23 protein-coding genes and 1 tRNA gene are annotated in these 22,693 nt (G+C 55.2%); 19 read left to right on the top strand and 5 right to left on the bottom strand.

From position 1 onward, the window contains the following. Window positions 1–173 precede the first annotated feature (173 nt). Window positions 174–614 carry a hypothetical protein gene (locus WX88_RS12145; RefSeq protein ID WP_156176085.1) on the bottom strand — a complete coding sequence of 147 codons (441 nt, stop codon included), beginning with the start codon at window positions 612–614 and terminating at the stop codon, window positions 174–176. A 204-nt stretch (window positions 615–818) separates the two neighbouring features. On the opposite strand from WX88_RS12145, the gene WX88_RS12140 reads away from it, so the two are divergent. Next, on the top strand, window positions 819–1,403 hold the full coding sequence (locus WX88_RS12140; protein WP_046244630.1) for a recombinase family protein: 585 nt from the start codon (window positions 819–821) through the stop codon (window positions 1,401–1,403). 146 nt (window positions 1,404–1,549) lie between these two features. On the opposite strand, the gene WX88_RS12135 is transcribed toward WX88_RS12140, so the two are convergent. From WX88_RS12135 to WX88_RS12125, 3 genes are all read right to left on the bottom strand, one after another. Beyond that, window positions 1,550–1,623: transfer RNA gene (locus WX88_RS12135), tRNA-Arg, on the bottom strand. Between the two features lie 121 nt (window positions 1,624–1,744). Next, window positions 1,745–2,458, bottom strand: a complete 714-nt coding sequence (locus WX88_RS12130) for a TVP38/TMEM64 family protein (protein WP_046244629.1) — start codon at window positions 2,456–2,458, stop codon at window positions 1,745–1,747. Window positions 2,459–2,551: 93 nt separating this feature from the next. Further along, window positions 2,552–3,457, bottom strand: a complete 906-nt coding sequence (locus tag WX88_RS12125; protein WP_072053001.1) for a DUF2167 domain-containing protein — start codon at window positions 3,455–3,457, stop codon at window positions 2,552–2,554. 173 nt (window positions 3,458–3,630) lie between these two features. Here WX88_RS12125 and WX88_RS12120 point away from each other — a divergent pair, with 173 nt between their 5' ends. The 7 genes from WX88_RS12120 (at window position 3,631) to WX88_RS12090 (ending at window position 12,645) form a co-directional block, all read left to right on the top strand. Next, the gene (locus WX88_RS12120) at window positions 3,631–4,770 is read left to right on the top strand and encodes a cystathionine gamma-synthase (RefSeq protein WP_046244628.1); all 1,140 of its coding nucleotides are present in this window, start codon (window positions 3,631–3,633) and stop codon (window positions 4,768–4,770) included. A gap of 73 nt (window positions 4,771–4,843) precedes the next feature. Next, complete coding sequence (locus tag WX88_RS12115) at window positions 4,844–5,680, top strand: maleylpyruvate isomerase N-terminal domain-containing protein (protein WP_046244627.1); 837 nt, start codon at window positions 4,844–4,846, stop codon at window positions 5,678–5,680. Between the two features lie 496 nt (window positions 5,681–6,176). Beyond that, a complete protein-coding gene (locus tag WX88_RS12110) occupies window positions 6,177–7,010 on the top strand; it encodes a metallophosphoesterase family protein (protein WP_046244626.1) in 834 nt (277 codons plus the stop codon). Next, window positions 7,010–7,636: a hypothetical protein gene (locus WX88_RS12105; protein WP_046244625.1), complete on the top strand. Its 627-nt coding sequence runs from the start codon at window positions 7,010–7,012 to the stop codon at window positions 7,634–7,636. Before WX88_RS12110 ends, WX88_RS12105 begins: the two co-directional genes overlap by 1 nt. A gap of 230 nt (window positions 7,637–7,866) precedes the next feature. Further along, window positions 7,867–8,640 (top strand): SGNH/GDSL hydrolase family protein, encoded by a 774-nt coding sequence (locus WX88_RS12100; protein ID WP_072053000.1) that lies wholly within the window; start codon window positions 7,867–7,869, stop codon window positions 8,638–8,640. A 385-nt stretch (window positions 8,641–9,025) separates the two neighbouring features. Next, a complete protein-coding gene (locus tag WX88_RS12095) occupies window positions 9,026–9,589 on the top strand; it encodes a TonB family protein (RefSeq protein WP_082115998.1) in 564 nt (187 codons plus the stop codon). 200 nt (window positions 9,590–9,789) lie between these two features. Next, on the top strand, window positions 9,790–12,645 hold the full coding sequence (locus WX88_RS12090; RefSeq protein ID WP_046244624.1) for a TonB-dependent receptor: 2,856 nt from the start codon (window positions 9,790–9,792) through the stop codon (window positions 12,643–12,645). A gap of 89 nt (window positions 12,646–12,734) precedes the next feature. Here WX88_RS12090 and WX88_RS12085 read toward each other — a convergent pair whose 3' ends face one another. Continuing rightward, window positions 12,735–13,763, bottom strand: a complete 1,029-nt coding sequence (locus tag WX88_RS12085; protein ID WP_231590688.1) for an OmpA family protein — start codon at window positions 13,761–13,763, stop codon at window positions 12,735–12,737. A gap of 188 nt (window positions 13,764–13,951) precedes the next feature. Between WX88_RS12085 and WX88_RS12080 the strand changes: the two genes are divergently transcribed. The 11 genes from WX88_RS12080 (at window position 13,952) to WX88_RS12030 (ending at window position 22,681) form a co-directional block, all read left to right on the top strand. After that, complete coding sequence (locus WX88_RS12080; protein ID WP_046244622.1) at window positions 13,952–14,998, top strand: class I fructose-bisphosphate aldolase; 1,047 nt, start codon at window positions 13,952–13,954, stop codon at window positions 14,996–14,998. 138 nt (window positions 14,999–15,136) lie between these two features. After that, the gene (accD, locus tag WX88_RS12075; RefSeq protein ID WP_046244621.1) at window positions 15,137–16,039 is read left to right on the top strand and encodes an acetyl-CoA carboxylase, carboxyltransferase subunit beta; all 903 of its coding nucleotides are present in this window, start codon (window positions 15,137–15,139) and stop codon (window positions 16,037–16,039) included. Window positions 16,040–16,155: 116 nt separating this feature from the next. After that, a complete protein-coding gene (locus tag WX88_RS12070; RefSeq protein WP_046244620.1) occupies window positions 16,156–16,899 on the top strand; it encodes an OmpA family protein in 744 nt (247 codons plus the stop codon). A 194-nt stretch (window positions 16,900–17,093) separates the two neighbouring features. Then, the gene (locus WX88_RS12065) at window positions 17,094–17,372 is read left to right on the top strand and encodes a YMGG-like glycine zipper-containing protein (RefSeq protein WP_046244619.1); all 279 of its coding nucleotides are present in this window, start codon (window positions 17,094–17,096) and stop codon (window positions 17,370–17,372) included. A gap of 223 nt (window positions 17,373–17,595) precedes the next feature. Beyond that, window positions 17,596–18,312, top strand: coding sequence for an OmpA family protein (locus tag WX88_RS12060; RefSeq protein ID WP_046244618.1), 717 nt, complete (start codon window positions 17,596–17,598; stop codon window positions 18,310–18,312). Between the two features lie 209 nt (window positions 18,313–18,521). After that, window positions 18,522–19,283, top strand: coding sequence for an endonuclease III domain-containing protein (locus WX88_RS12055; RefSeq protein ID WP_082115996.1), 762 nt, complete (start codon window positions 18,522–18,524; stop codon window positions 19,281–19,283). Window positions 19,284–19,404: 121 nt separating this feature from the next. After that, entirely contained in the window at window positions 19,405–20,388 is a 984-nt protein-coding gene (locus tag WX88_RS12050) for a radical SAM protein (protein ID WP_046244617.1), read from the top strand. Window positions 20,389–20,451: 63 nt separating this feature from the next. Then, on the top strand, window positions 20,452–20,985 hold the full coding sequence (locus WX88_RS12045; RefSeq protein WP_046244616.1) for a gamma carbonic anhydrase family protein: 534 nt from the start codon (window positions 20,452–20,454) through the stop codon (window positions 20,983–20,985). Window positions 20,986–21,196: 211 nt separating this feature from the next. Further along, window positions 21,197–21,475: a TRL-like family protein gene (locus WX88_RS12040; protein WP_046244615.1), complete on the top strand. Its 279-nt coding sequence runs from the start codon at window positions 21,197–21,199 to the stop codon at window positions 21,473–21,475. A gap of 103 nt (window positions 21,476–21,578) precedes the next feature. After that, window positions 21,579–22,100 carry a hypothetical protein gene (locus WX88_RS12035; protein WP_046244614.1) on the top strand — a complete coding sequence of 174 codons (522 nt, stop codon included), beginning with the start codon at window positions 21,579–21,581 and terminating at the stop codon, window positions 22,098–22,100. Then, window positions 22,097–22,681 (top strand): hypothetical protein, encoded by a 585-nt coding sequence (locus WX88_RS12030; protein WP_046244613.1) that lies wholly within the window; start codon window positions 22,097–22,099, stop codon window positions 22,679–22,681. The genes WX88_RS12035 and WX88_RS12030 overlap by 4 nt, the downstream gene beginning before the upstream one ends. Window positions 22,682–22,693 lie beyond the last annotated feature (12 nt).

The following is a 22,693-nucleotide window of genomic DNA, read 5'->3' as shown; positions in this document are numbered from 1 at the left end:
GAGGGTTGTTGCGGGTGCCCAAACGGCCTGGAAACGCCGGTTTTCCGGGCCATTTTTTGATGCCGTTCATTGGAGGGGTGGGGAGGCCATTTTTCTACGTGTCCAACTCGAAGTGCCCGTTCATTAAAAGGAGCGTTTGTAAAAAATGATAATCGGCCACAGGAATTGACTGGTCACTCCTGCGTGGCGCCTGCGGGCAGCGTGTCGGGGCGCGCCAAGTGGAAGAGGTCCTCTAGGCCCTGGGCCAGCACCGGCGTGGAGAAGGCCTCGCCACACGGCGACGGCTTTCGGTGCGACGCGTCCGCCACGCGCAGCGATTCTACTAGGTGAAAAACAATGCCCGTAGGGTCCGCGTAGGCCGGCACCGGGTCATTGCAGTTAAAGCAGTACGAGAACAGAGGCTTGCCTTTGCGGTAGACCACTGCCTTGACAATCGGCCCGTCCGAAATCAGTATTCGTCGCCCGCCCGTTCCAATCGAATCCAAGCGCACCACCTCCTGGGCTAGGGTCAGCACGCGCCGCCGTTGAAGCGCGGACAAGGTAAAACAGTGCACCGCGGAGTCGGGCTTGTCCACGTTGACGTGCAGCACTTGTACCCGGCCGACCGAATCCATTCGATAGGCCCATGTTTCGTTCCAGCCGTTGAATTGCAGCAACTCCAGCGCCTGGATGTCGTGCCCAGCGCCGGACGGCGCCCCGCAGCGGGTGAACAGGGGCCAGGTCAAGAGGAAAAAGAAGGCACCACCGCGCGAAGGCATACTCATGGTTCAAATAAACGGTGAGATGAAGCTACGCCACAAGAATCAGTAAATTTGGGCATGCGAGTCGCCATCTATGCCCGCGTGTCGACCCGGGACAAGGGCCAGGACCCGGCAAACCAACTGCACCAGTTGCGGGTCTTTGCTGAGCAGCACGGCACGATCTATCAAGTATTCACCGAGGAAGTATCCGGCGGTAAGTCCGACCGCAGCCAGTTTAAGCAGCTGCTCCTCGAAGCCTACCAGAAGAAGTTTGACTTGGTCGTGTTCTGGCGCCTGGACCGCTTCAGCCGGGAAGGGGCCCTGCCCACGCTCAAGTACCTGAAGGAGCTGCGCGACCATGGGGTGAACTACAACTCCTTCACCGAACCCTACCTCGACAGCCTGGGGCCCTTTGGCGACGTGATGGTCGCAATGCTGGCCACCATCGCGGCACAAGATCTGATTAAGATTTCGGAGAACACCAAGGCCTCGCTGGCCAAGAAGAAGGCCGCCGGCATCCAACTCGGGGCCCCGACGAAAAGCCTGGCGGTCGTAGAGCAGGCGCGGGCCTTAAAAGGAGAAGGGAAGTCCAACGGCTACATTGCCCGCACCCTGGCAATATCTCCCAGCACGGTGGCCAAATACGTCTCAGTCGGCGGCTAGACTGCCACCCTTTTTGCCACCTTTTTCGTGAAAAATGCGAAATCAGTGCACAAACAAAGCATTCATGCTTCTCAGCCAGAATCTTTTTGAGTTCTGCCACCAGAAAATAAAAAAGGCCCTTAGCGCGATGCTGAGGGCCTTTTTCGTGGTCGTGTAAGGAGTCGAACCTTAAACCTTCTGATTCGTAGTCAGATGCTCTATCCAATTGAGCTACACAACCATTTCCCGTGTTGGGAGTGCAAAGGTAAGAGCAAAAAAAGCGGCTCTCCAAGCCACCAATACTTTTTTGCGAAGAAAAATCGAGATTTATCAGCAACTAGCTAATAATCAGCAGCGGATTTTTAATGATTTTCGGGGGTGCCGCGCCGCAGCGCCTTTTGAAGGGCCCGATTAAAAACTATGAACAGCCCGAAAAGCGACGCGGCTACTAAACTTATCAGAACTGCTTTACTTAGCGAGCCTTGGTCGGGGTCGCGTAGCAGGGCCAGCACGTCGGAAGCTTGGGTACCGAGCCAATAGAAGAACAGGCTCCGCGGCAGCATGCCCAACACCGAAGCGGCCAGAAAACGGCGGCGCGGCACGCCCACAATTGCCAGCACGAACGTCATGAGGGCAAAGGGCAGGACTGGGGAGAGGCGCGTGAGGAGGATGAGCTGCCAGCTTTGGTGTTGCAATTCGCCCAACACAGCTTCGGCTTTGGGAAAAAGTTGTAGAAAGTGGCGCAACTTGCCGTGATCGAGGCGCTGAGCCAACTCGTAGCCGATGGCGGCGGCCAGGGCGTATGCCAGCACCATGCCCGGCAGACCGGTCCAGCCTAAGTAGTAGCCCGTCATGATGGCTACAAAGGTGGTGGGCGTGAGGGCGAAGGCCATAGTGACCGCAATGACCACAAAGTAGAGCAGTTGCTGGCCCAGACTCAGATGCTGAAGCAGTTCTTGTCGCTTATAGAGCAACAGCAGCAGCGACGATGAACCCAGCAGTGGCACTGCCACCAACAGAAACATGGTGAGCAGCGTGGAAAAGTTCTTTTGAAAAAGCTCGCGCAGAAATCTCATTTGGGCAGCGAAGGTAGGGGTGCCGACCGACCTCGGCCGCCGTGCCCGACCTCCTCGTTTACGCTGCACCTGCGCCGATAGTCGGCCGTAGGGTCAGGATTCTTTCTGGCCGAACCCGAAAAACCGCTTGATGGCTGCCCAGGCCCCGCCTAAGGCCAGCAGACCCAGCTTCCAGAACTTGAGGATGAGCGCGAACAGGCCCACTTTGGCCAGCACCTTACCCGCCACCAAGCCCCCAATAGTGTAGGCAGCTACTTCATCGAGGCCGGGGTTGAAGTCGACGTAGCGCTCGCCCTTGGCGAACGTGGCGCTGGCCAGCAAGGCGGGAATACTGGCTTTTATCTCAGCTATCTGGCTGGGGTCGCCAATGGCATTGAGCACCAGCACGCCCTTGCGGCCGAGCAGGCGCACGTTGTAGTTGAGAACGGTATCGGGGTCGGTGCCGAAGCGGAGGGCTTTGGCCCAGTGTAGGGCATGGGTGTTTTTGTCATAAAACGGATTAGCCGCCCAGCCCATCAGGTAGACGGGTTCGAAGCCGGCTTTCTCGCGTTCCGCGTTGTTCTCGCGGGTGTCGTTCTGCATCTCCTCCAGCAACTCGCTGTAGTCAATATCGTCGGCATCATCGTCTTTCACGTAGCCCATCGCATCATACTCAATCGAGTAAGCCCAGTGATTTTGGTCGACGGGGCCGCGGTCGATGGGGAAGAGCATACCTAGGCACTCGCCGTTGGGGTTGCCCCAAAGCTGCACGAGCACCCGGCGGCTCTGGGCCGAATCGAGGTAGCGAAAGCCGCGGGGTACAGTAAGCTCGCCGATGCCACCAGGTAGTTTGATATGGCCCTGCTGGTAGTGTAGCGTGGTATTTACGGAATCGGCGTAGGCTTTGGCGGCTGCGTGCCAAAGCGCTACCGAGTCGATAGTAGCTGGCGCTGGTTTGGGTTTGGCAAAAGCGCCGCCGTACATAACCAGGAGTAGCAAGAGCGGTAAAAGTTTTTTCATGCGAAGCGAAACAGGTTGAAAGAAGACATCATAACAGTAAGGCAAACTACAAAGATAACCTTCGCGTCGCATTTGTGCTTTGCCTTGGACGACCTCCGTAACTTGCCTGCCCAAGGGGAGTGGCTTCGCCCGTGCTCCTTGCGTATCCTCGTCAAATTCCCGCTTCCTGCCCTATGAAATTTGCCACCAAAGCCATTCACGCCGGCGTGCACCCCGACCCCGCTACCGGGGCCATCATGACGCCTATTTATCAGACTTCGACCTACGTGCAGCGCTCGCCCGGCGACCACAAAGGCTTCGAATACTCGCGTACTCACAACCCCACCCGCTCGCAGCTGCAAGCTGCCGTGGCGGCCCTCGACAACGGCAAGCATGGCCTGGCCTTTGCCTCCGGCATGGCCGCCATCGACTGCGTGGTGAAGTTGCTACAGCCCGGCGACGAGGTGATTTCGACCAACGACCTCTACGGCGGTACCTACCGCCTGTTCACGAAAGTGTACGAGCCGCTGGGTATTAAATTCCACTTCGTGCCAATGCACAATATGGATGCCGTGCGCGCTGTGGCGGGGCCCAAAACCAAGCTGATTTGGGTAGAAACGCCCACCAATCCGCTCCTGAATGTAATTGACATTGCCGCCGCCGCCACCGTGGCGAAGGAGTGTGGTGCCCTGCTGGCTGTGGATAACACCTTCAGTACACCCTATTTGCAAACGCCGATAGATTTGGGGGCCGATATTGTAATGTATTCGCTTACCAAGTACATGGCCGGCCATTCCGATACCGTGATGGGTGCTCTTGTGGTGAACGACGACGAGCTGCACCAGCGCCTGAGCTTCCTGCAAAACGCCTGCGGCGGTACGCCTGGTCCCCAAGATTGCTTTCTGGTGCTGCGGGGCCTCAAAACCCTGCATCTGCGCATGCAGCGGCATTGCGAAAATGGCCGCGCCGTGGCCGAGTACCTGCGCCAGCATCCCAAAGTGGAAAAAGTGTACTGGCCTGGCTTCGACAACCATCCCAATCACGCTGTGGCAGCCCGGCAGATGCGCGACTTCGGCGGCATGATTTCTTTTGTGCTGAAGGGCGACCGCCAGGCCGATGCCATCGCCGTGCTGGAAAAATTCCAGTACTTCACCCTGGCTGAAAGCCTGGGCGGCGTCGAAAGCCTCAGCGGCCACCCCGCCAGCATGACGCACGCCAGCATCCCAGCCGAACAGCGTCGCAAATCGGGCCTGAGCGACTCCCTCATTCGCCTGAGCGTCGGCATTGAGGACGCCGAGGACCTGATTGAGGATTTGGCGCAGGCCATTGGATAGCCCTAGAGCGGTGAATGGCGCCGGTGAGGTGTTCCCATCCGCGCCATTCACCGCTCTTAATACTCTCATAAAAATGCCTGTTGTACCCATCGAAGTGCTACCCCTGTTTCCAGTGCTGGACCAGCGGCTAACCGAAATACTGCGCTCTTTATCGCCGGCCGATTGGCAGCGGCCTACCTTGGCCCGGCAATGGACGGTCAAGGATGTGGCGGCTCATCTGCTTGATGGCAACTTGCGCACGCTCTCTATGCTGCGCGATGAGTATTTCGGCGAAGCTCCGGAAGATGCTTCTACTTATGGTGGCATCGTCTCCTTTCTCAACCGGTTGAATGCCGATTGGGTGCGCGCCGCCCGCCGCCTCAGCCCAACCGTGCTTATTGAGCTGCTGGCCCAGTCGGGCGCCGAATACACAGCCTTCCTGGCCTCGCTCGATCCGTTTGCCCCGGCGGCTTTCGCAGTGGGCTGGGCAGGCGAAACCGAGTCGGTGAACTGGTTTCACATTGCCCGCGACTACACCGAGAAATGGCACCACCAGCAGCAAATTCACGAGGCGGTGGGTGGGCCGGGCCTCTTGACCAAGGAGCTCTTTGGGCCCTTCATCGAAACACTGATGCGCGGGCTGCCGCACGCGTATCGGGAGGTTGTCGCGCCGGTCGGAACAGTGGTGCAGGTGCGCATCGATACCAGCATTGGCGGCGTGTGGCAACTAGTGAAGGCTACCGAGATGTGGCAACTCCAGCCGCCAGTGGCTGGTGCCGCACCAGCCGCTGAAGTGGCGTTGAGTCCAGAAGTTGCTTGGCAACTGTTCACGAAAGGCCTCAGCCCGTCCGAAGCAAAGCCTCATGCGCGGCTATGGGGCGACCAAGCGCTTGGCGAGGCCGCGCTGCATCTATTGGCCGTGATGGCCTAATCCGGGCGCTGGCTGGGGTGGGCATACTCGGTAAGGCTGTGCCCCGAATTGGCTATTAATGGACCTTTGGCTGGCGCGGGTAGGAGTTATCGGGCAACGAGGGTTGGCCCAAACAGTAGCGCGAACTAAGATTCCGCGCTACTCTACAGTGCTTCGAAGCTGCTCTGGTCCGCATATCAAAGCCGTATGTATAACTGATAGCCTCATAGGCTTTTGACGGGTAAAGTAGCACTTCTTCGTGGGAGGCGCGGAGTTCGGAGAAGGATGTATGCACATTCTATGGAAAGCATTAATAAAATAATTAGCAGTCTGGTTTAAAATAATCATCGCCTCAATCCGTTTATCTAACACGGGCTATACAGGTACCTTCTGTTTCCCCCTTTTTTAAAATACTTATATTAAAAATGTGTTAAAAGCAATGCCTTTGTCAACCTGATACGCAAAGGAGCAGTTTAAGACTCATTCACCACTCGCCGACAACCTGTCGGTTTTACTCATGTCTTTGTTTACCTCTTCTTTGCGCCGCTGGACCCGTGCGGCGCCCTTCGCCGCCCTACTGGGCCTGGCAAGCTGTAATCTAATCGAATTTAGTCCCAACGACCACCGCGTTCCAGAAGAATTTACTAATCTCACCGAGAAAAACCTAGCCAAGCTGCAAGCTCGGCCATTGCCGGCTGGCGACACGCTGCGGTTCATATTTACCGGCGACTCGCAACAGTTCTACGACGAGGCCGAAGACCTGGTAGCCAGTGTGAACAAGTTGCAGGGTATCTCGTTTTTGGTTGTGGCCGGCGATATTTCCGACTTCGGCCTGGCCCGCGAAATGCGCTGGGTAGATGAAAAGCTGCGGCGTCTGACGGTGCCCTACGTTACCGTCATCGGCAACCACGACTTGGTGGGCAATGGCCGTACGACTTACCAGCATATCTACGGGGCGCTGAACTATTCCTTCGTGTACGGCGACACCAAGTTTACCATGGTTGATACCAATGGCCGCGAGTATAATTTCAACGGCCAAATACCCAACATGAGCTGGTTACGGCCGCAGTTGGGTAACCTCGATGGAGCTAAGCGACAAGTGGTTATTTCCCACGTGCCGCCCTCCAATGAGGACTTCGACCCATCCCTGAGCAAGTCTTATATTCAGGCAGTGAGCGAAGCTCCCGGCTTGGTATTCGCAATGAATGGCCACAACCATGCCTATAGCGTCGGCCAGCCTTTTGGCGACGGCGTAACCTACGTTAATTCTGACGCCTTTTCGGAGCGTCGCTATATGATAATTACCGTGTGGGGTGACCGGCAGTTCCGTATTAAACAGGTGGCATTCTAATGAAAAACTTTTTTCTTTCTGCATTTTTACTGGCGGCTCTGGGTGCTCAGGCCGCAGTTCCGCCCGATACTACTGCTAAGACTCCCTTGCCACCGGTTGAGCGTAAGTGGTATCGCCCCGAGCACTTGTTGCTGCAAACCGGTGGCGGCTTGGGCATGGTGACTGTAGGAGCAGGCTATGAATTCTCCCGAAATCGCCTCGAAACGGATGTCTTGGTTGGCTATGTGCCCAAGCGCTATGCCGGCTCCGCGCTGGGTGTATTTTCGGTGAAGCTCATGTACTCGCCCTTCCGGCTGCGCGTAATGGAGCAGGTACAAGTGCTCCCAATCACCTTGGGGGCGTATTTCAGCTCCACTCAGGGTAACCTCAACGATGGCGTAAAGGACCAGTACCCGACCGATTATTATTGGTTTTCAACTAATAAACGCTATGGTCCGCTCCTCGGTGGCCGGCTCACGTACCTAGCCTCGCCAGTGCTTGCTACTGGGCAGCCCCGCAAATTGTCATTCTACTATGAGCTCGGCAGCAATGACTTATACTTGGCTAGTTACCTCAAAAATCGTGATGATGGGTTAGTTTTAGGCCAACTGCTAACACTGGCACTGGGCGTGAAAGTCGATTTCTAGCCGTGAGCCGGGTCGGAGCTGGTAGTAGCCCAAGCCTGGCTGGTTAGGAATGAATGAGTCGTCAGCTTTGTGCTTTTGAAACAATTTACATAAGCTGGTTACTTATGTAAATTGCTTCGCGGCGCGCTGTGTAGCGCACTTGGCTTCGAGTACTCTCGATAGATGCTTGGGGCCAATCTGGAGTAAGCCCAGTAGCGTAAATGCGGTAACTACTACCCATCTACTGCTCGATGCGCCTGCTACCCCTGCTGATTTCCGGCCTTATTTTCTGCTGCGATGGCCTCTTTGCGCCGCGGCCACCAAAGCTCCTCGCATCGGCTAAGCCCGGTGTCACGTTTTTATCCTTGGGTGATTCTTATACGATTGGCGAGGGTGTGGGCGCCACAGCCCGCTGGCCCGCACAACTCGCTGAGCTAGCCCGGCAAGAGGGTTTAGCCATACAATCACCCGATATCATTGCCCGCACCGGCTGGACCACCGCCGAGTTGCAAACCGCCATTGCCGCCACCAATAATCAAAAAACATACGGACTCGTCTCGTTGCTGATTGGGGTCAACAACCAATATCGCGGTGAGACTATGGCCTCCTATCGCACCGAGTTCCGAGAACTGCTGCACAAGGCCGGGCACTTTGCCGGCGATGAACCCCGCCGGGTATTGGTACTATCTATCCCCGATTGGGGGAGGTCGCCCTTTGCCCAGCGGGAGGGCCGCGACCCTGTCCGGATTGCGGCCGAAATCGACCAGTTCAATGCCGTTGCTCGGGAAGAGTGCCGCCGGGCCAGCGTTGCCTATGTTGATATCACACCCCTGACTCGGGCTGCGGCCAGCGACCCGGCTCAATTCACGCGCGATGGCCTGCACTATTCCGGCCCGCAAATGCACGATTGGGCACGCTTGGCGTTGCCGGTCGTGCGGCAGATGCTGCTCAGCGAAACAAGTTCTCGAAGCCAGAGGGCAGCGTCTCAAACATCGCGGCCCCTTCTACGTCTGAGTCAGGAATAAAATCGGTTGAACCTAGCCGCCGGATCATGGCAAGTAGTACCAGAGTCCTCGCCATGGCTCAGCCCGTGCCGGTTGACGCCCTATGGCAACCTGACTTTTACCATGGCATTGCTTTTGTTAGTAATAGATGGTCGCCGTGTTCTCACCCGTCCGGAATTGGAGCGGGGCTCTCTCTTAGCTGTTGTTTTGCCCGCACCAAGACAACGCATAAATGTGGCTGCGGGAACTATCAGTTCTGGATGGTGACAGTAAGAAATAGTGCAAAAACTAGAATCGTGGACTTAAGGTCAAGAATGGCGCTCATATCGATTCAAAGCCAGTATATTGCGCCGTTTCGGTAACAAATTAACTTTACAGCCTCTTATTCTACAATCTGCCTTGCACTATGAATAGACTGCTATTTAGTATTTTTTTAGTCAGCCTGCCATTATGGGGAATGGCTCAGCGTCAGCACACTACCAATTGGGGAAGCGGTATGATGCAAAAAGGCGAAAAAGTGGGCGAATGGGAGTATTACAGCTATTCGGCCCTCGGCGAGCGAGTAGTAACCCAACGTTACGACCATACTACCAATGTATTGACATATTCCCGCCCCGACGATAAAGAGTACAAAGCTGAGACATCGCCCGGACAGTGGGAGCGCATCCAACTAACGCAGGCGCCGTGGTTCATCGGTGGGCATGAGGCGCTGGCGGCCTATACATCCAAGCTACGATACCCGCCCGCGGCAGAGGCCCGAAATGTGCAGGGCCAGGTAGTAGTGGGCTTTGTGGTTGATACCCTAGGCCACCTCAGCAACTATCAGTTGTTGCGGAGCATCGGCAGCGGCTGCGATGAAGAAGCCCTGCGCGTGGCTCGTACCGTGCCCAATCAGTGGGTGCCTGGGCGGCTGGGCAATAAGGCCGTGCCTGTAGTTTATGAATTACCCTTTACTTTCCGCTTAAGGTAGAGCAATTGCTTTTCTGATAGGTGGGGCCTGACGGTGGTTTTTCATTGCTTGTCAACGTGCCATGGTCCTGAAACTAAAAGAACAGGGCCGTAAGCACTGGGCGTTGAGATTGTGCGGGCTCCCAAAAACTTAGCTGCCTCTAGTGCGATAGTGAAGGCAGCACATAATTTAACTTTCTTTTCTAACCATTCAACTTTTTCATGAGACAACTCATACTCTTGTTGTTCGTCCTGCTAGGACTGACAGCAAATGCACAGAAAATATCCGTTTCGGGACGCGTGCTCGGCAGCCGGGGCGAAGGTATTCCGGGCGCCACGGTACTTGAAAAAGGCACCAACAATGGTTTGGCTACCAACAGTGAAGGCACTTTCACCCTGGAAGTAAACCCCGATGCTACCATCCTCGTCTCCGCCGTGGGCTTTCAGGCCCAGTCCGTGCCGGTAGACGGTCGCCGTGCTTTTGATGTAACGCTGCAAGTGAGCGCCCAGGACCTGAACGAAGTCGTGGTAACCGGCTCCCGTGCCACCGAGGGCCGCTCTAATATCCTCACGACATCACCAGTCGACGTGATTTCGGCTCGCGAAATTCGCGCCTTCGCCCAAACTGATGTTAGCCAAGTGCTAAGCTTCACGGCTCCTTCGTTCCAGTCAGCCCGGCAAACCATTTCTGACGGTACCGACCACATCGACCCCGCCAGCCTGCGCGGCCTGGGCCCCGACCAGGTGCTGGTGCTCGTGAATGGCAAGCGCCGCCACAACTCGGCTCTGGTTAATATCAATGGTACCGTCGGCCGGGGTTCAGTTGGCACCGATTTGAACGTCATTCCTCCCGCTGCCATTAAGCGCATCGAGGTGCTGCGCGATGGCGCGGCTGCCCAGTATGGCTCTGATGCTATCGCCGGGGTAATTAACATTCAACTAAAAGATGACTCGACGGGCATAAATGTGAGTAGCACAGCGGGTCAGACTCAGGAAAGTGACGGCCAACTTTATCAAGCTGATGCTAATGTGGGCATTGGGCTGGGCGGTCGTGGCTTTTTTGATGTAAGCGGGCAGTTCTCGAACCGCTCTTATACTAACCGCAGCGGCATAGATACAGCTCCGCTTATTTACCTTGGCGATAATGGCGGTAACTACCCCGCTACGGCCAATACCCCCGCATTGCGCCAAGCCCTTAAGCAGCGCGACGACCAACTAGCCGCTCAGCGCGGCTACGACCGGCGCAACCTGCGCTTCGGTAACTCTGACCAACGCAACTATGGTGGCTTCGTTAATGCCGGTTTTAGACTAATGCCAAGCATTGGCTTGGCGGTTTATTTATCAGGCGGAATTACCCAGCGCGAGGGCTCGGCCGCTGGGTTCTCCCGCTTGCCTGGTCGGTACAGCGCCCAGAACGATACGCTGCTTTATCCCAACGGCTTCCTGCCCATCATCGCGCCAACTATCAAGGACCGCTCGCTTATTGGCGGGGTGCGAGGTCAGTTATTAGGCTTTGGCTTTGATTTGAGCAACACCTATGGGTCGAACAGCATCGATTATAACGTGAAGAACTCGCTTAATGCCTCGCTCCCAGCTGGCACCAGTCCAACCCAATTTTACTCCGGTCGATTGTTCTTTCGCCAGAACACGACCAACCTAAACTTCGTGCGCAAGTTCACTGAGCTGGGGCCATTGGCCACGCTAAACGTAGCTTTTGGTGGCGAATTTCGCAGCGACAACTTTCAAATTGCAGCTGGTGAGCCTGCTTCCTATGATGCCGGCATCCCAGGCGTGACCCCCCCACGGACAGTACAAAATGGCGTGCGGGTCGATGGTAGCCCTACTTTTGGTCCTGCGGCGGCTGGGGCGCAAGTCTTCCCAGGCTACCAGCCAAGCGACGTGCTCAATAAATCGCGTACCAATAAAGCTGGTTATCTGGATTTGGAAAGTGATATTACTGAGCGGGTGCTGCTGCGCCTAGCTGGTCGGGCCGAAAATTACAGCGATTTTGGTTCCAACGTCAGTGGCCAAGCCTCAGCCCGCGTCACTCTTCTAGATGGACTCTCTATTCGCGGTACCGTTGGTAATGGCTTCCGAGCCCCTTCCTTACAGCAGCGCTACTTCACTAGCTCCAGCACCCAGTTTGTGCAAGGAAACCCACAAACCGTGCTCACGGCCAACAATGAAAGCCCGGTGGTGGCTGCTTTTGGAGTAGGGTCACTCAAGCAGGAAAAATCAGTCAACTTTAGTGCGGGTATCACGGCTCGGGTTGCCAAAACGGCGACCCTAACGGTGGATGCTTATCAAATTGATATCAAAGACCGGATTGTACTTTCAACCCAGTTCAATCGTTTTCGGCCCGATGGTACACCAAACCCTGCCGTTGATAATATTCTGGGGCCTACCATCAGCGCCGGTATTGTGCAGTTCTTCGCTAATGCTGTCGATACCCGCACTCGCGGCATCGACATTGTTGCCAACGAGCGCCTACCTCTTGGCGAAAAAAGTAACTTGAGCCTGACGGCCGCCGCCAACTTCACCGAAACGAAAGTACAGTCCGTTAACCTACCGCCCACATTGGTGAACGACGCTAACCTGCAAGCTACCTTTTTTGACCGCCAGCAGCGTGGTCGTTTGGAAAGCGCACAACCTCGTAGCAAAATAGTGCTTACTGCCAGCTACAGCATCGGCAAATTAGGATTGGAAGCCCGCACAGTACGCTTCGGTGAAGTGAAGTACTACGATGCTCGCATCGATGCACCAACGGCGGACAATGGTAACTTCCTGTTCTCCTCCATCGACCAGACCTTTTCGGCTAAGTGGGTAACCGATTTTACGGTCAATTTCAAGCTACTGCCTCAACTGGGATTGGCCCTTGGAGCCAATAATATATTCAATGTCTATCCCGACAAATACCGTGTTGACCCGCGTAACGCCCCGAACAATTTTTCAGTCACTCCTGCTACACGTTACGTTTCCAATTTCGATAATACCAACCGTGGCCGCACGCTCTATAACCCAAATCAGTTCGGCTTCAACGGTGCTTTCTACTTCGCCCGTGTGAACGTGACATTGTAAAGCACTTGATAATTGATTCCCGACAAAAAAGCCAGCCTCATATGAGGCTGGCTTTTTTGTGGAATAACAAACGTCTGAGCAGCCAGGTGCTATTTGCCGGGGACCAGCCCGGTAGCAGGCGTAGTTGAGTTGCTGCCCAAAATCTGAAACAGCTCGTCGAGCTTGGGCGTGAGGATAATTTCCGTGCGGCGGTTTATGGCCTTGTTCTGAGGCGTGTCGTTTGCGGCAACAGGCACATACTGGCCGCGGCCAGAGGCTGTGACGCGCTCCGGCGAAACCCCGGCGGTGGTGAGCAGGCGGGCAATTTCGGTGGCGCGCAGGGCGCTCAGGTCCCAGTTGTCGGTGAGGCCGGCGGTGCCGCGCAGGATGGGCACATTATCGGTGTGGCCCTCCACCACTACATTCACATCTTTCTGCTCCTGTAGCACGGTGGCGAGCTTTTTCAGGGCTTCCTGGCCTTTGGGGTCCACTTTAGTCGAGCCCGATTTAAACAACAGCTGTTCGGAAAGCGAGACGTACACTTTGCCATCTTTCAGTTTCACCTGCAAGTCGCTGGAGTTGAAGCTGAGCAGGGCCTTGCTCACCCGAGCTTTCAGGTCGGTCACGGCTTTGTCTTTGTCGGCCAGAGCTTGGGTGAGTTCGGTAAGGCGAGCCTCGCGGGTTTTGAGGTCGGCGGCGAGCCGGTCGTTTTCAGCCTTGCTTTTTTGCAGGTTCGTTTCAAGCTCACCCAGCTCGGCCTCGCGGCGGGCCAGGTCCTTGGCTACCTTATTGTAGTCGGAAGACTTGGTAGCTAGTTCCCGGTCGCTGTTTTTGAGTAGCTTATCATAGCTGTTGTTCAGCTCGTTGTACAGACTGCGGGTTTTGCGGTAGGCAGAGCCCGTTTCGGTCGAGTCGGTCACGAGGCGCTTTTGGGTGAGGCGCAATTGGGCCAACTCATCGGTGGCTTTTTGCAGTTCGGCGGTCGCCCCGCGATACTGGCGCTCGGCGGTGGCTTTGCCCTCGGCGTCGGCCTTCTGGCGGGCGCTGAGGTCATCATATTTCTTGGCTGTTACGCAGCCATTAAGCATCTGCGCGGCTAGTAAAGACAGCGCGAGTAGAGTAGGGGAGAGATTTTTCACGTAAATAGTGGCGAAACGTTCGGCCATCGGCGTGCCGGACCGCCCGGCTGCCTTGGTATAGCAAGGTAGCGCTTAACGCGCAGCTAACGCATTCAGAACCCGACTTACCACGCGTTTTCAGTCTATCTTTGTCCTCACCCCCGGCGGGTTTTGGCTCGCTGAATTCCACCCCAATCAGCTCTTTCCTAATGGCTTCCTCCCTGAAATTGAGCCCCGAAAATGAAGCCTTGCTCACGCACACGGCCCTCGTCAGCAAAGATCTGTTGCACGCGCCCGGCCCTGACTTTCTGGACCGCTCCTTCGTGCCCAGCAGCCGTCCGCCGCAGGTGCTGCGCAGCCTTGGCGCACTCTACAATCACGGGCGACTAGGGGGCACCGGCTACGTAAGTATTCTGCCTGTCGACCAAGGTATTGAACACACTGCAGGCTCGTCCTTTGGCCCGAATCCAATCTATTTCGACCCAGAGAATATCCTCCGGCTGGCGGTAGAAGGCGGCTGCAACGCGGTAGCTACTACATTCGGCACGTTCGGCACGGTAGCCCGCAAATACGCCCATAAGATTCCGTTCCTAGTCAAGCTCAATCACAATGAGCTGATGACTTACCCTAATAAGTTCGACCAAATAATGTTCGGCTCGGTGCGGCGGGCCTGGGACCTGGGTGCCACCGCCGTCGGTGCCACCGTGTATTTCGGCTCTGAGGAGAGCAACCGCCAGATTGTGGAAGTAACGGAGGCTTTCGAAGAAGCTCACGAGCTAGGCATGGTCACGGTATTGTGGTGCTACACCCGCAACAATGCCTTCAAAACCAGCGGTAAAGACTACCACGTTGCCGCCGACCTCACTGGCCAGGCCAATCATTTGGGCGTTACCATAGGAGCCGATATTATCAAGCAGAAGCTGCCCGAAAATAACGGCGGCTTCTCAACCTTGAAGTTTGGCAAAACCTTTCCGGCAATGTATGAGCAACTCAGTAGCGACCACTCCATCGACCTAGCCCGCTATCAGGTGCTAAACTGCTACGCCGGCCGCATCGGCCTCATCAACTCGGGGGGCGAAAGCATCGGAGCCGGCGACCTTGAAGCTGCCATCAGAACCGCCATCATCAACAAGCGGGCCGGCGGTCAGGGGCTAATTTCGGGCCGGAAAGCCTTTCAGCGTCCCTTCGCCGAGGGCGTGGAGCTGCTAAACACCATTCAGGACGTATACCTCGACAATACGATTACTCTCGCGTAAAGGCTCGGGTAATCGTATCTTAATGAAGAATTGAGAATGAAGAACGAAGAAATGGGCCCCAATAGCCCGCTCTCGCTTTTCACTTTCGGGCTGCCCGCAATTCTTCATCTCTAATTCTTCATTCCTATTCAAATTAAAATGGCTTGGTTTAAGCGCGTAGAAAAAGGCATTGTCACTCCCACTGATCAAAAAAAGGAGACGCCGGATGGCCTGTGGCATAAGTGCCCCGAGTGCAAAACGGTGGTTACCATGGCTGAGCACAAGCGCCTGCTGTACGTATGCGGCCCCTGTGGCCACCACGACCGGATTGACGCGGCCGATTATTTCGAATTTCTTTTCGACGAAGGCCGGTTTACTGAACTCGACGCCAACCTCTCCTCCGGCGACCCACTGCACTTTGTCGATACCAAGGCTTACCCCCAGCGGGTAGCGGCCACGCAGCACAATACGGCGTTGAAAGACGCCGTGCGCACGGCTCATGGCCTGTCGGCGGGCCAGCCGCTGGTGGTGGCTGCCATGGATTTTAAATTTATTGGCGGCTCGATGGGCTCGGTAGTAGGGGAGAAAATTGCCCGAGCTATTGATTTTGCCCGCCAAAACCGCACGCCGTTTCTAATGATTTCGCGCTCCGGCGGCGCCCGCATGATGGAGGCGGGTTATTCGCTAATGCAGATGGCGAAAACCTCCGCCAAGCTGGCGCTACTCTCCGAAGCCGGCGTGCCGTACGTGTCGTTGCTGACCGACCCGACCACAGGCGGCGTCACGGCCTCCTTTGCTATGCTAGGCGATTTCAATATTGCCGAGCCGGGCGCGCTCATTGGCTTTGCCGGCCCGCGCGTCATCAAAGAAACAATTGGCAAAGACCTGCCCAAAGGCTTCCAGAGTGCTGAATTTGTGCTGGAACACGGCTTCCTCGATTTCATTGTGGACCGCCGGGATTTAAAGCTGCGACTGGCCGACTTGCTGGGCATGTTGCGGCCCGCCCCGGTGGCTTTGGCCGAACCCCGGGAGGCCCGTCGGGTCTCATCAAAGGCCCATTAATCGTGCTATAAGGGCCTTTTTAATTTTCGGCATACTTCTTGAAAAGCCCGTTCCAAGTACCGGAACGGGTTTTTCCCGTATAAGCCCGGAGACATCCTCACTATTTTAAAATTTCCATGAATACCTCCAAATCTTTTCTTTCTGTGCTAATGGCTTTCGTGCTGCTCTTCAGCTCTTGCGCCACCTCCAAGCAGGGCACTACTCAGCCCGACTTATCGAGCAACAACGGCACCGGAGCTCGCAAAACGGGCATGAGCAAAACGACTAAAGGTGGTCTGCTGGGTGCCGGTGGCGGTGCTGCACTCGGTGGTGTAATAGGTGGCCTGCTGGGTGGTGGTAAAGGCACGGCCATCGGGGCCATTGTGGGAGCAGCGGCTGGCGGCACCACGGGTGCCCTCATCGGTCGTAAGATGGATAAGCAAGCCGCTGACCTGCAGAATGACATGAAGAATGCGCGCGTAGAGCGAGTAGGCGAAGGCATCAAAATCACCTTCGACTCGGGCATTCTCTTCGATACCAACTCGGCTTCGTTGCGGCCCGCTTCAGAATCGGACATCACCAAGATGGCTGCTGTGTTGCAGAAGTATCCTGACACCAACGTGCTGATTGAAGGCCACACTGATAACACCGGCTCTGATGCTATCAACCAGCCGCTGAGCGAGCGTCGGGCCCAGGCTGTGGCTAACTCTACCGTTGCCAAAGGCGTATCGTCCACCCGTATCACTTCCTCCGGCTATGGTTCGGCCCAGCCGGTGGCCGACAACAGCACGGCTGAGGGCCGCCAAGCAAACCGCCGCGTGGAAATCGCCATCTACGCCAACGAAAAAATGAAGAAAGCTGCCGAAGAAGGCCGCCTGTAGTAACAACCTATCTCGGCTTACGCTTACCTGAGAGAATAGCCGATTGTAGAAATGAAAAGGCCGCCTGTTTAGGCGGCCTTTTTTGTGGGCAGTCTAGGCTGTATAATAACCCATAAAGCTGGCTGGACAGAACCCTAATTACAGGCTTACGTTTAATGATGCTGTACTTTATTCAACTTTAACTGGTATTCGTCATGAAAACTTTCAAGATATATTTCTTGGTGCTGTTGTCGTTTTTGCTGCTGGCCGGCTCAAATTCCCAAGCTCAAACACCTAAGAAAGGCTGGAGCAACAAGGCCAAAGGCGCGGCCATTGGTGGAGGTGCCGGGGCCGTAACCGGAGCTGCAATTGGTGGCGGCAAAGGTGCTCTCATTGGTGGAGCCGCCGGTGTGATTGGTGGGGGCTTAATTGGCCGTAACAAGGATAAGAAAAAGGACCCTGCCCGCTACAATGCATATCGCAACAAAAAGTAGCATCAGTAGCCTATCTGGCTGGTACTGCTATCCTATGTAAACGGCCCTGCCTTCGTGACAGGGCCGTTTTTTGCTTTGATGAGGCATAGCTTACGTTCATTTGGTGGAAGCAAGCGTTCCGTTTAAATAGTTTGGCAAGGTGGTTGCAAATGGCTTACTTGCCGATCAATTGCATTGACGACGGCACTACGCCAGTATTTTTTATCCAAACCCTTTTTTAAACATGAAATTTCTTCGTTCATCTCTCGCATTTCTATTCGCAGTGCTACTGTTGGTAAACAACTTTGCACAAGCTCAAAGCACTACCGTTTCGACCGATAAGCCGAAAGGTATGAGCAAAACCCTGAAAGGCGGTCTCCTCGGTGGTCTGGGCGGTGCCGTAGCGGGTGGCGTGGCCGGCCGTCTGATTGGCGGCAAGTCGGGTACGGCCAAGGGTGCCATTATCGGTGCCGTAGTAGGTGGTAGCGCTGGTGCTCTTATCGGTCGTAAAATGGACAAGCAGGCGGCTGAACTACGTCGTGACCTCGAAGGCGCTAAAGTGGAGCGCGTGGGTGAAGGCATCAAAATTACCTTTGCTTCGGGCATCCTCTTCGGCTCTAACTCATCGAGCCTGACTCCGGAAGCCGCTGGCAACATCGACCAATTGGCTGCTACGCTGAAAAAATACGCTGACACCAACGTAGTAATTGAAGGCCACACCGACAGCTCGGGCTCCGATGCCATCAACCAGCCCCTTTCGGAGCGTCGCGCTCAGGCCGTGGCCAATGAAATCACGGCTCAAGGCGTAGATGCTGCCCGCATCACCTCTACCGGCTACGGCTCGACCCAGCCCGTGGGTGACAATGCTACTGCCACTGGCAAAGCTGCCAACCGCCGCGTAGAAGTAGCCATCTTTGCCAACGAGAAAATGCAGAAGGCCGCCAAGAAAGGCCAACTGTAAGCCATACGCAATTAGCCCGCTTTGCATGAAGCATTGATTTAGTGGCCTTCGATGGTTTGATAGCCGCCAGCTAGTGTTTCGGTAAAAAGACGTGTTGATTTTTAAGAAAGAGCCGCCCCTTGGGGCGGCTCTTTCCGTTTAAACCTCGACCCTGTATCCAAATCAGCGTAACCCATAATCCGAGTAATCCGCCTAATCTGATTCAATCCGTGATAAACTATAACTCGCCCGCGGCCGAGAAGGCCTGGGCTGACCACCAGATTCTCGACCATTTCTACGGCCATTTGCCGCCTGAGCCGCGCCGTACGCCCATGCGTGAGTTGATTTCTACGGTGCTTTCGCACCGCACGACCCACGCCGACGAGGAATTGGCCTACGACCGAATGCTGGAAGCCTTCGGTGATTGGTCCGGTGTGCTGGCTGCCCCCACTGCCGAACTGGCCCACACTATTCGCACCACGCGCTGGCCAGATACGCAGGCGCCGCGCATCCAGGAAATTTTGCGCCGGATTCAGGCCGAAACGGGTGGGCCGTTCGACCTGGACTTTCTGGCCAATTGGCCACTGGAGCGCGGCATGACCTGGCTAACCAATATGCCCGGTATTGGTCTGAAAACGGCGTCATTGCTACTGTTATTCAATTACCATAAGCCGGTACTACCCGTCGATACGCACGTGCACCGTGTGGCGCAACGGGTAGGGTTTCTGGGCCCTAAAGTGTCGGTGGAGAAGGCTCACACCGTACTGTTGGCCCTGCTACCGGCTGATGCTGAGACGTTGTTTAACTTCCACAAGCACAACTACTGGCACGGGCAGCAGATTTGCTTCTTCCTGAAGCCTAACTGCCCGCGCTGCCCACTGAAAGGTTTTTGTAATTACTACCAAGAGCATTATGGCGAAGCGACTACTGAGGCGCTAGCAGCTACTCCCACGCAGTGGGACCCAGTAGCCTGGGGTAAGCTCCCTCACTAGCTGTAAGACAAATCGTTGCGTCTCGCCCACGTCGCCAAGAATATTGATCTATGATTGGGGTTTTGTCCGGCGATGACGTAGCAAAGGCTACGTCCCACAGCACGTGGTGTACCTTTACGTCATGCGCCTTGTCAAGCATCCCGTCCTCTGCAATTACTACGTCACATACCGCTGCAATGCGAAGTGCGCGTTTTGCGACATCTGGGAGAAGCCATCACCTTATATCACGCTAGAGGATGTGGCCCAAAACCTGCGCGACCTTAAGCGCCTTGGAGTATCGGTGATTGATTTCACGGGGGGCGAGCCGCTGCTGCACCGCCAGTTGCCCGAGTTTCTGGCCTTGGCTCGCGAGATGGGCTTCATCACCACCGTGACAACCAACGGCTTGCTGTATCCCAAAAATGCCGAAAAGCTGCGCGGATTGGTCGATATGCTGCACTTTTCCCTTGACTCCGCCGACCGCGATACCCACGACCTGGGTCGGGGAGTTGCTTGCTATGATTTTGTGCTCGAAAGCATTCGCGTAGCCAAAGCCCTGGGCGAACGGCCGGACATCCTCTTCACCGTCTTCCGCAAAAATCTGACAGATTTGGAGGCAGTGTATCGCGACATCACCCAGCCCAACGGCCTAGTGCTAATTATCAATCCCGCCTTCGAATATGGCGATGTGGAAACCGGCGAGCAATTGACCGCCGAAGAATTAGATTACCTCTCCGCCTTTGGCAAGCACAAGGGCGTGTATTTGAACGAAGCCTTCATTCAGTTGCGGCGCGATGGCGGCAACCATGTGACTGCGCCAGTGTGCCGCGCGGCTAGTACCACGCTGGTCATCTCACCCAGTAATGAATTGGTGTTGCCTTGCTACCACCTCGGCGAGCAGAAATTCCCTATCGAAGGCCGGCTATACGCTCTTTATAATGCCCCCGAAACTCAGCGCCTGGCCGCCCTCGAAGGCCGCCTGCCAGCGTGTGAGGGCTGCACCATCAACTGCTATATGCAGCCCAGTTTCGCCGTGGAAACGAGTAAGTACTTTTGGCAGGCTCTGCCTAGTACATTAAAATATAATTGGGAAAAAGGGACGTGGAAGCGGCTGATTGGTGCTTGATTTTAGAAGGAAAAATCATTTAGTTAAATAGATTAGACGCTCTTTTCACCGCTTACCCAAAAAATGCCTGCTCTCATTTTGCCCGTTCACGGCGTTTACCCCCAAATACCAGCCGACTGCTTCGTGGCTGATAATGCCACCATCGTCGGTGATGTAGTACTTGGTCACAAGTGTACCGTCTGGTTCACGGCCGTGATTCGCGGCGATGTGCATAGTATTCGCATCGGCGACGAAACCAATATTCAGGATGGGGCCGTGCTCCACTGCACTTACCAGAAGGCGCCGCTCACTATTGGCAGTTGTGTGAGTATTGGGCACCGGGCACTAGTGCACGGCTGCACCGTGGAGGACGATGTACTCATCGGCATGGGCGCTATCGTGATGGACCATGCCGTGGTGGGCACTGGCTGCATCATCGCAGCCGGCGCCGTGGTGCTGGAGAACTTTGTGTGCGAACCCGGATTTTTATACGCCGGGGTTCCCGCCAAGAAAATCAAACCCGTGACAGAGGAGCAGCGCGAAGGCTTACGTCGTACGGCCGCTAACTATCTATTGTATGCGAGCTGGATACCATCAGTTGAAAAGGCTGATGATTAGATAATAGTAGAAAGAGCAATGTTCATAATTTGGTTGCAATCGAATATACAGTATTCTGTTCAACTAAAATAATTAATCTATTTGTAATCTTATTGTTCAACTTAACCTGCCGTCGTCGTACCTTCGCCCAGATTAGCAAAGGCCCACGGTTTATACTGTTCAGTCGATTGCTGTCACCTTTTCCAACCCTCATCATTTACCGTTTCATTTTATGAAAAAAGTTCTCCTTTTCGCTGCAGCCGGTGTATCGTTCATACTGTCTTCTTGCTCTATCACCCTACCAGTTGCTGTGTCAAGCAACCCGATTGGTACTAAAGTAGGTACGGCTTCGGCTGATGTGTACTTAGGTGTTCTTTCCTTTGGAGGAGATGCTTCCATTCAGACAGCTGCTAAAAAGGCTGGTATTACCCGCGTGTCGACGGTAGACATAAAGCATTCGAACGTGCTCTTCATCTACCAGCAGTTCACCACGACGGTAACGGGAGAATAATTACATGCTGTAATGGAGCCAACCTGATTCTGGTCCGCTTCAGCTAACTAAAAAGCCGGGGCAAATGCTCCGGCTTTTTAGTGTAAAAAAGTCAAGCAATTCAATGAATTATCGTTTCAATAGCTGGGTCACACTGTTTTTAAACTTGGGGCTGCTGGCTGGTTGTCAGCAAGCCCGGACCCAAAGCCGGACCGTTTATTTCGGGCCTACGGCGGTATATAAGTTGCCGGATGGTACTCGTGAGGAGAAGCCGAATAAAGAAACTACAGCTTCTTATGAGCGGCGCTTCAACTTTCATCCCCGCTTTAACCAGCCCTTGCACCGAATTGTAGCTGGTAAAGACGCTGAAACCGTGTATTTGGGCTTGGCAATGCCACCAGTACCTGCCAATCTTCAGGCGTTGGTTGAACCGGATAGCGTGTGGCAAGTAGTGGAGCGGCGGGCATTGCCGGGGGAAGCCCAACTGGCCTTGCTACGTGGGCACCGCGGCGAGTTCAATGTGCGTTACGTGGGCCGGGCTACGTCTGGTAATACCCATGTAGTGAATCTCCTCACCCGCGACTCCGTGGTAGCTCGAAGCTATTATATGGCACCCAAGCTCTTCAAAGGAAATTTATTATTATGAGGCAACGGACTGCTGTTCTTTGCTGGGTAGTAGCCACCGGACTGGCTGCGGTTGAGTTAGGTGCGTGCACTACAATGGGGGCCAGTGGACTGGCGGCTGGTAGTAGTAGCGTGCCCGCTGGCCCGTCTGGCCGCGCTGTGCAGGAAATGTACGTAGGACCAAGCGTGATGCAGTACTTCTTACTGCCTCAGCTGCTTATAGGGCCAACTGGCCAATATGCCGAATTGGATATAACAGTACGCGACTCCGCGCAGGTACCTCGCTACGGTCTGTTTCACCTCTCGGTAGTAGCTCCTGGTGCCGTAGCATTTCCCGCTGATACACTGCTGCTGGGTCTTACTGGTCAGCTAGTGCCTTTACCAACCGCACGGGTATTGTTTACCGAGCCCAAAGGGAAATCCTTACTAACCCGTATTGAAGCATACTTAACTCCGGCCCAGACGCTGGCCTACCTGCGCAGCCCTGCTAAGACTTTGTTGCTAGGTAGTTCAACTGGCAGGCGGCGCTTCGAGCCGGACAGAAAGGCCCAAGCGGCTCTTGCAACCCTTGCTGCAAGGGTGGGCGGCCAGGCCAAACAGTAAAGGTTTGATAGG

The organism is Hymenobacter terrenus (genome assembly GCF_000972495.1).
GTDB lineage: Bacteria > Bacteroidota > Bacteroidia > Cytophagales > Hymenobacteraceae > Hymenobacter > Hymenobacter terrenus.
This window is presented reverse-complemented; position numbering and strand designations above follow the sequence as displayed.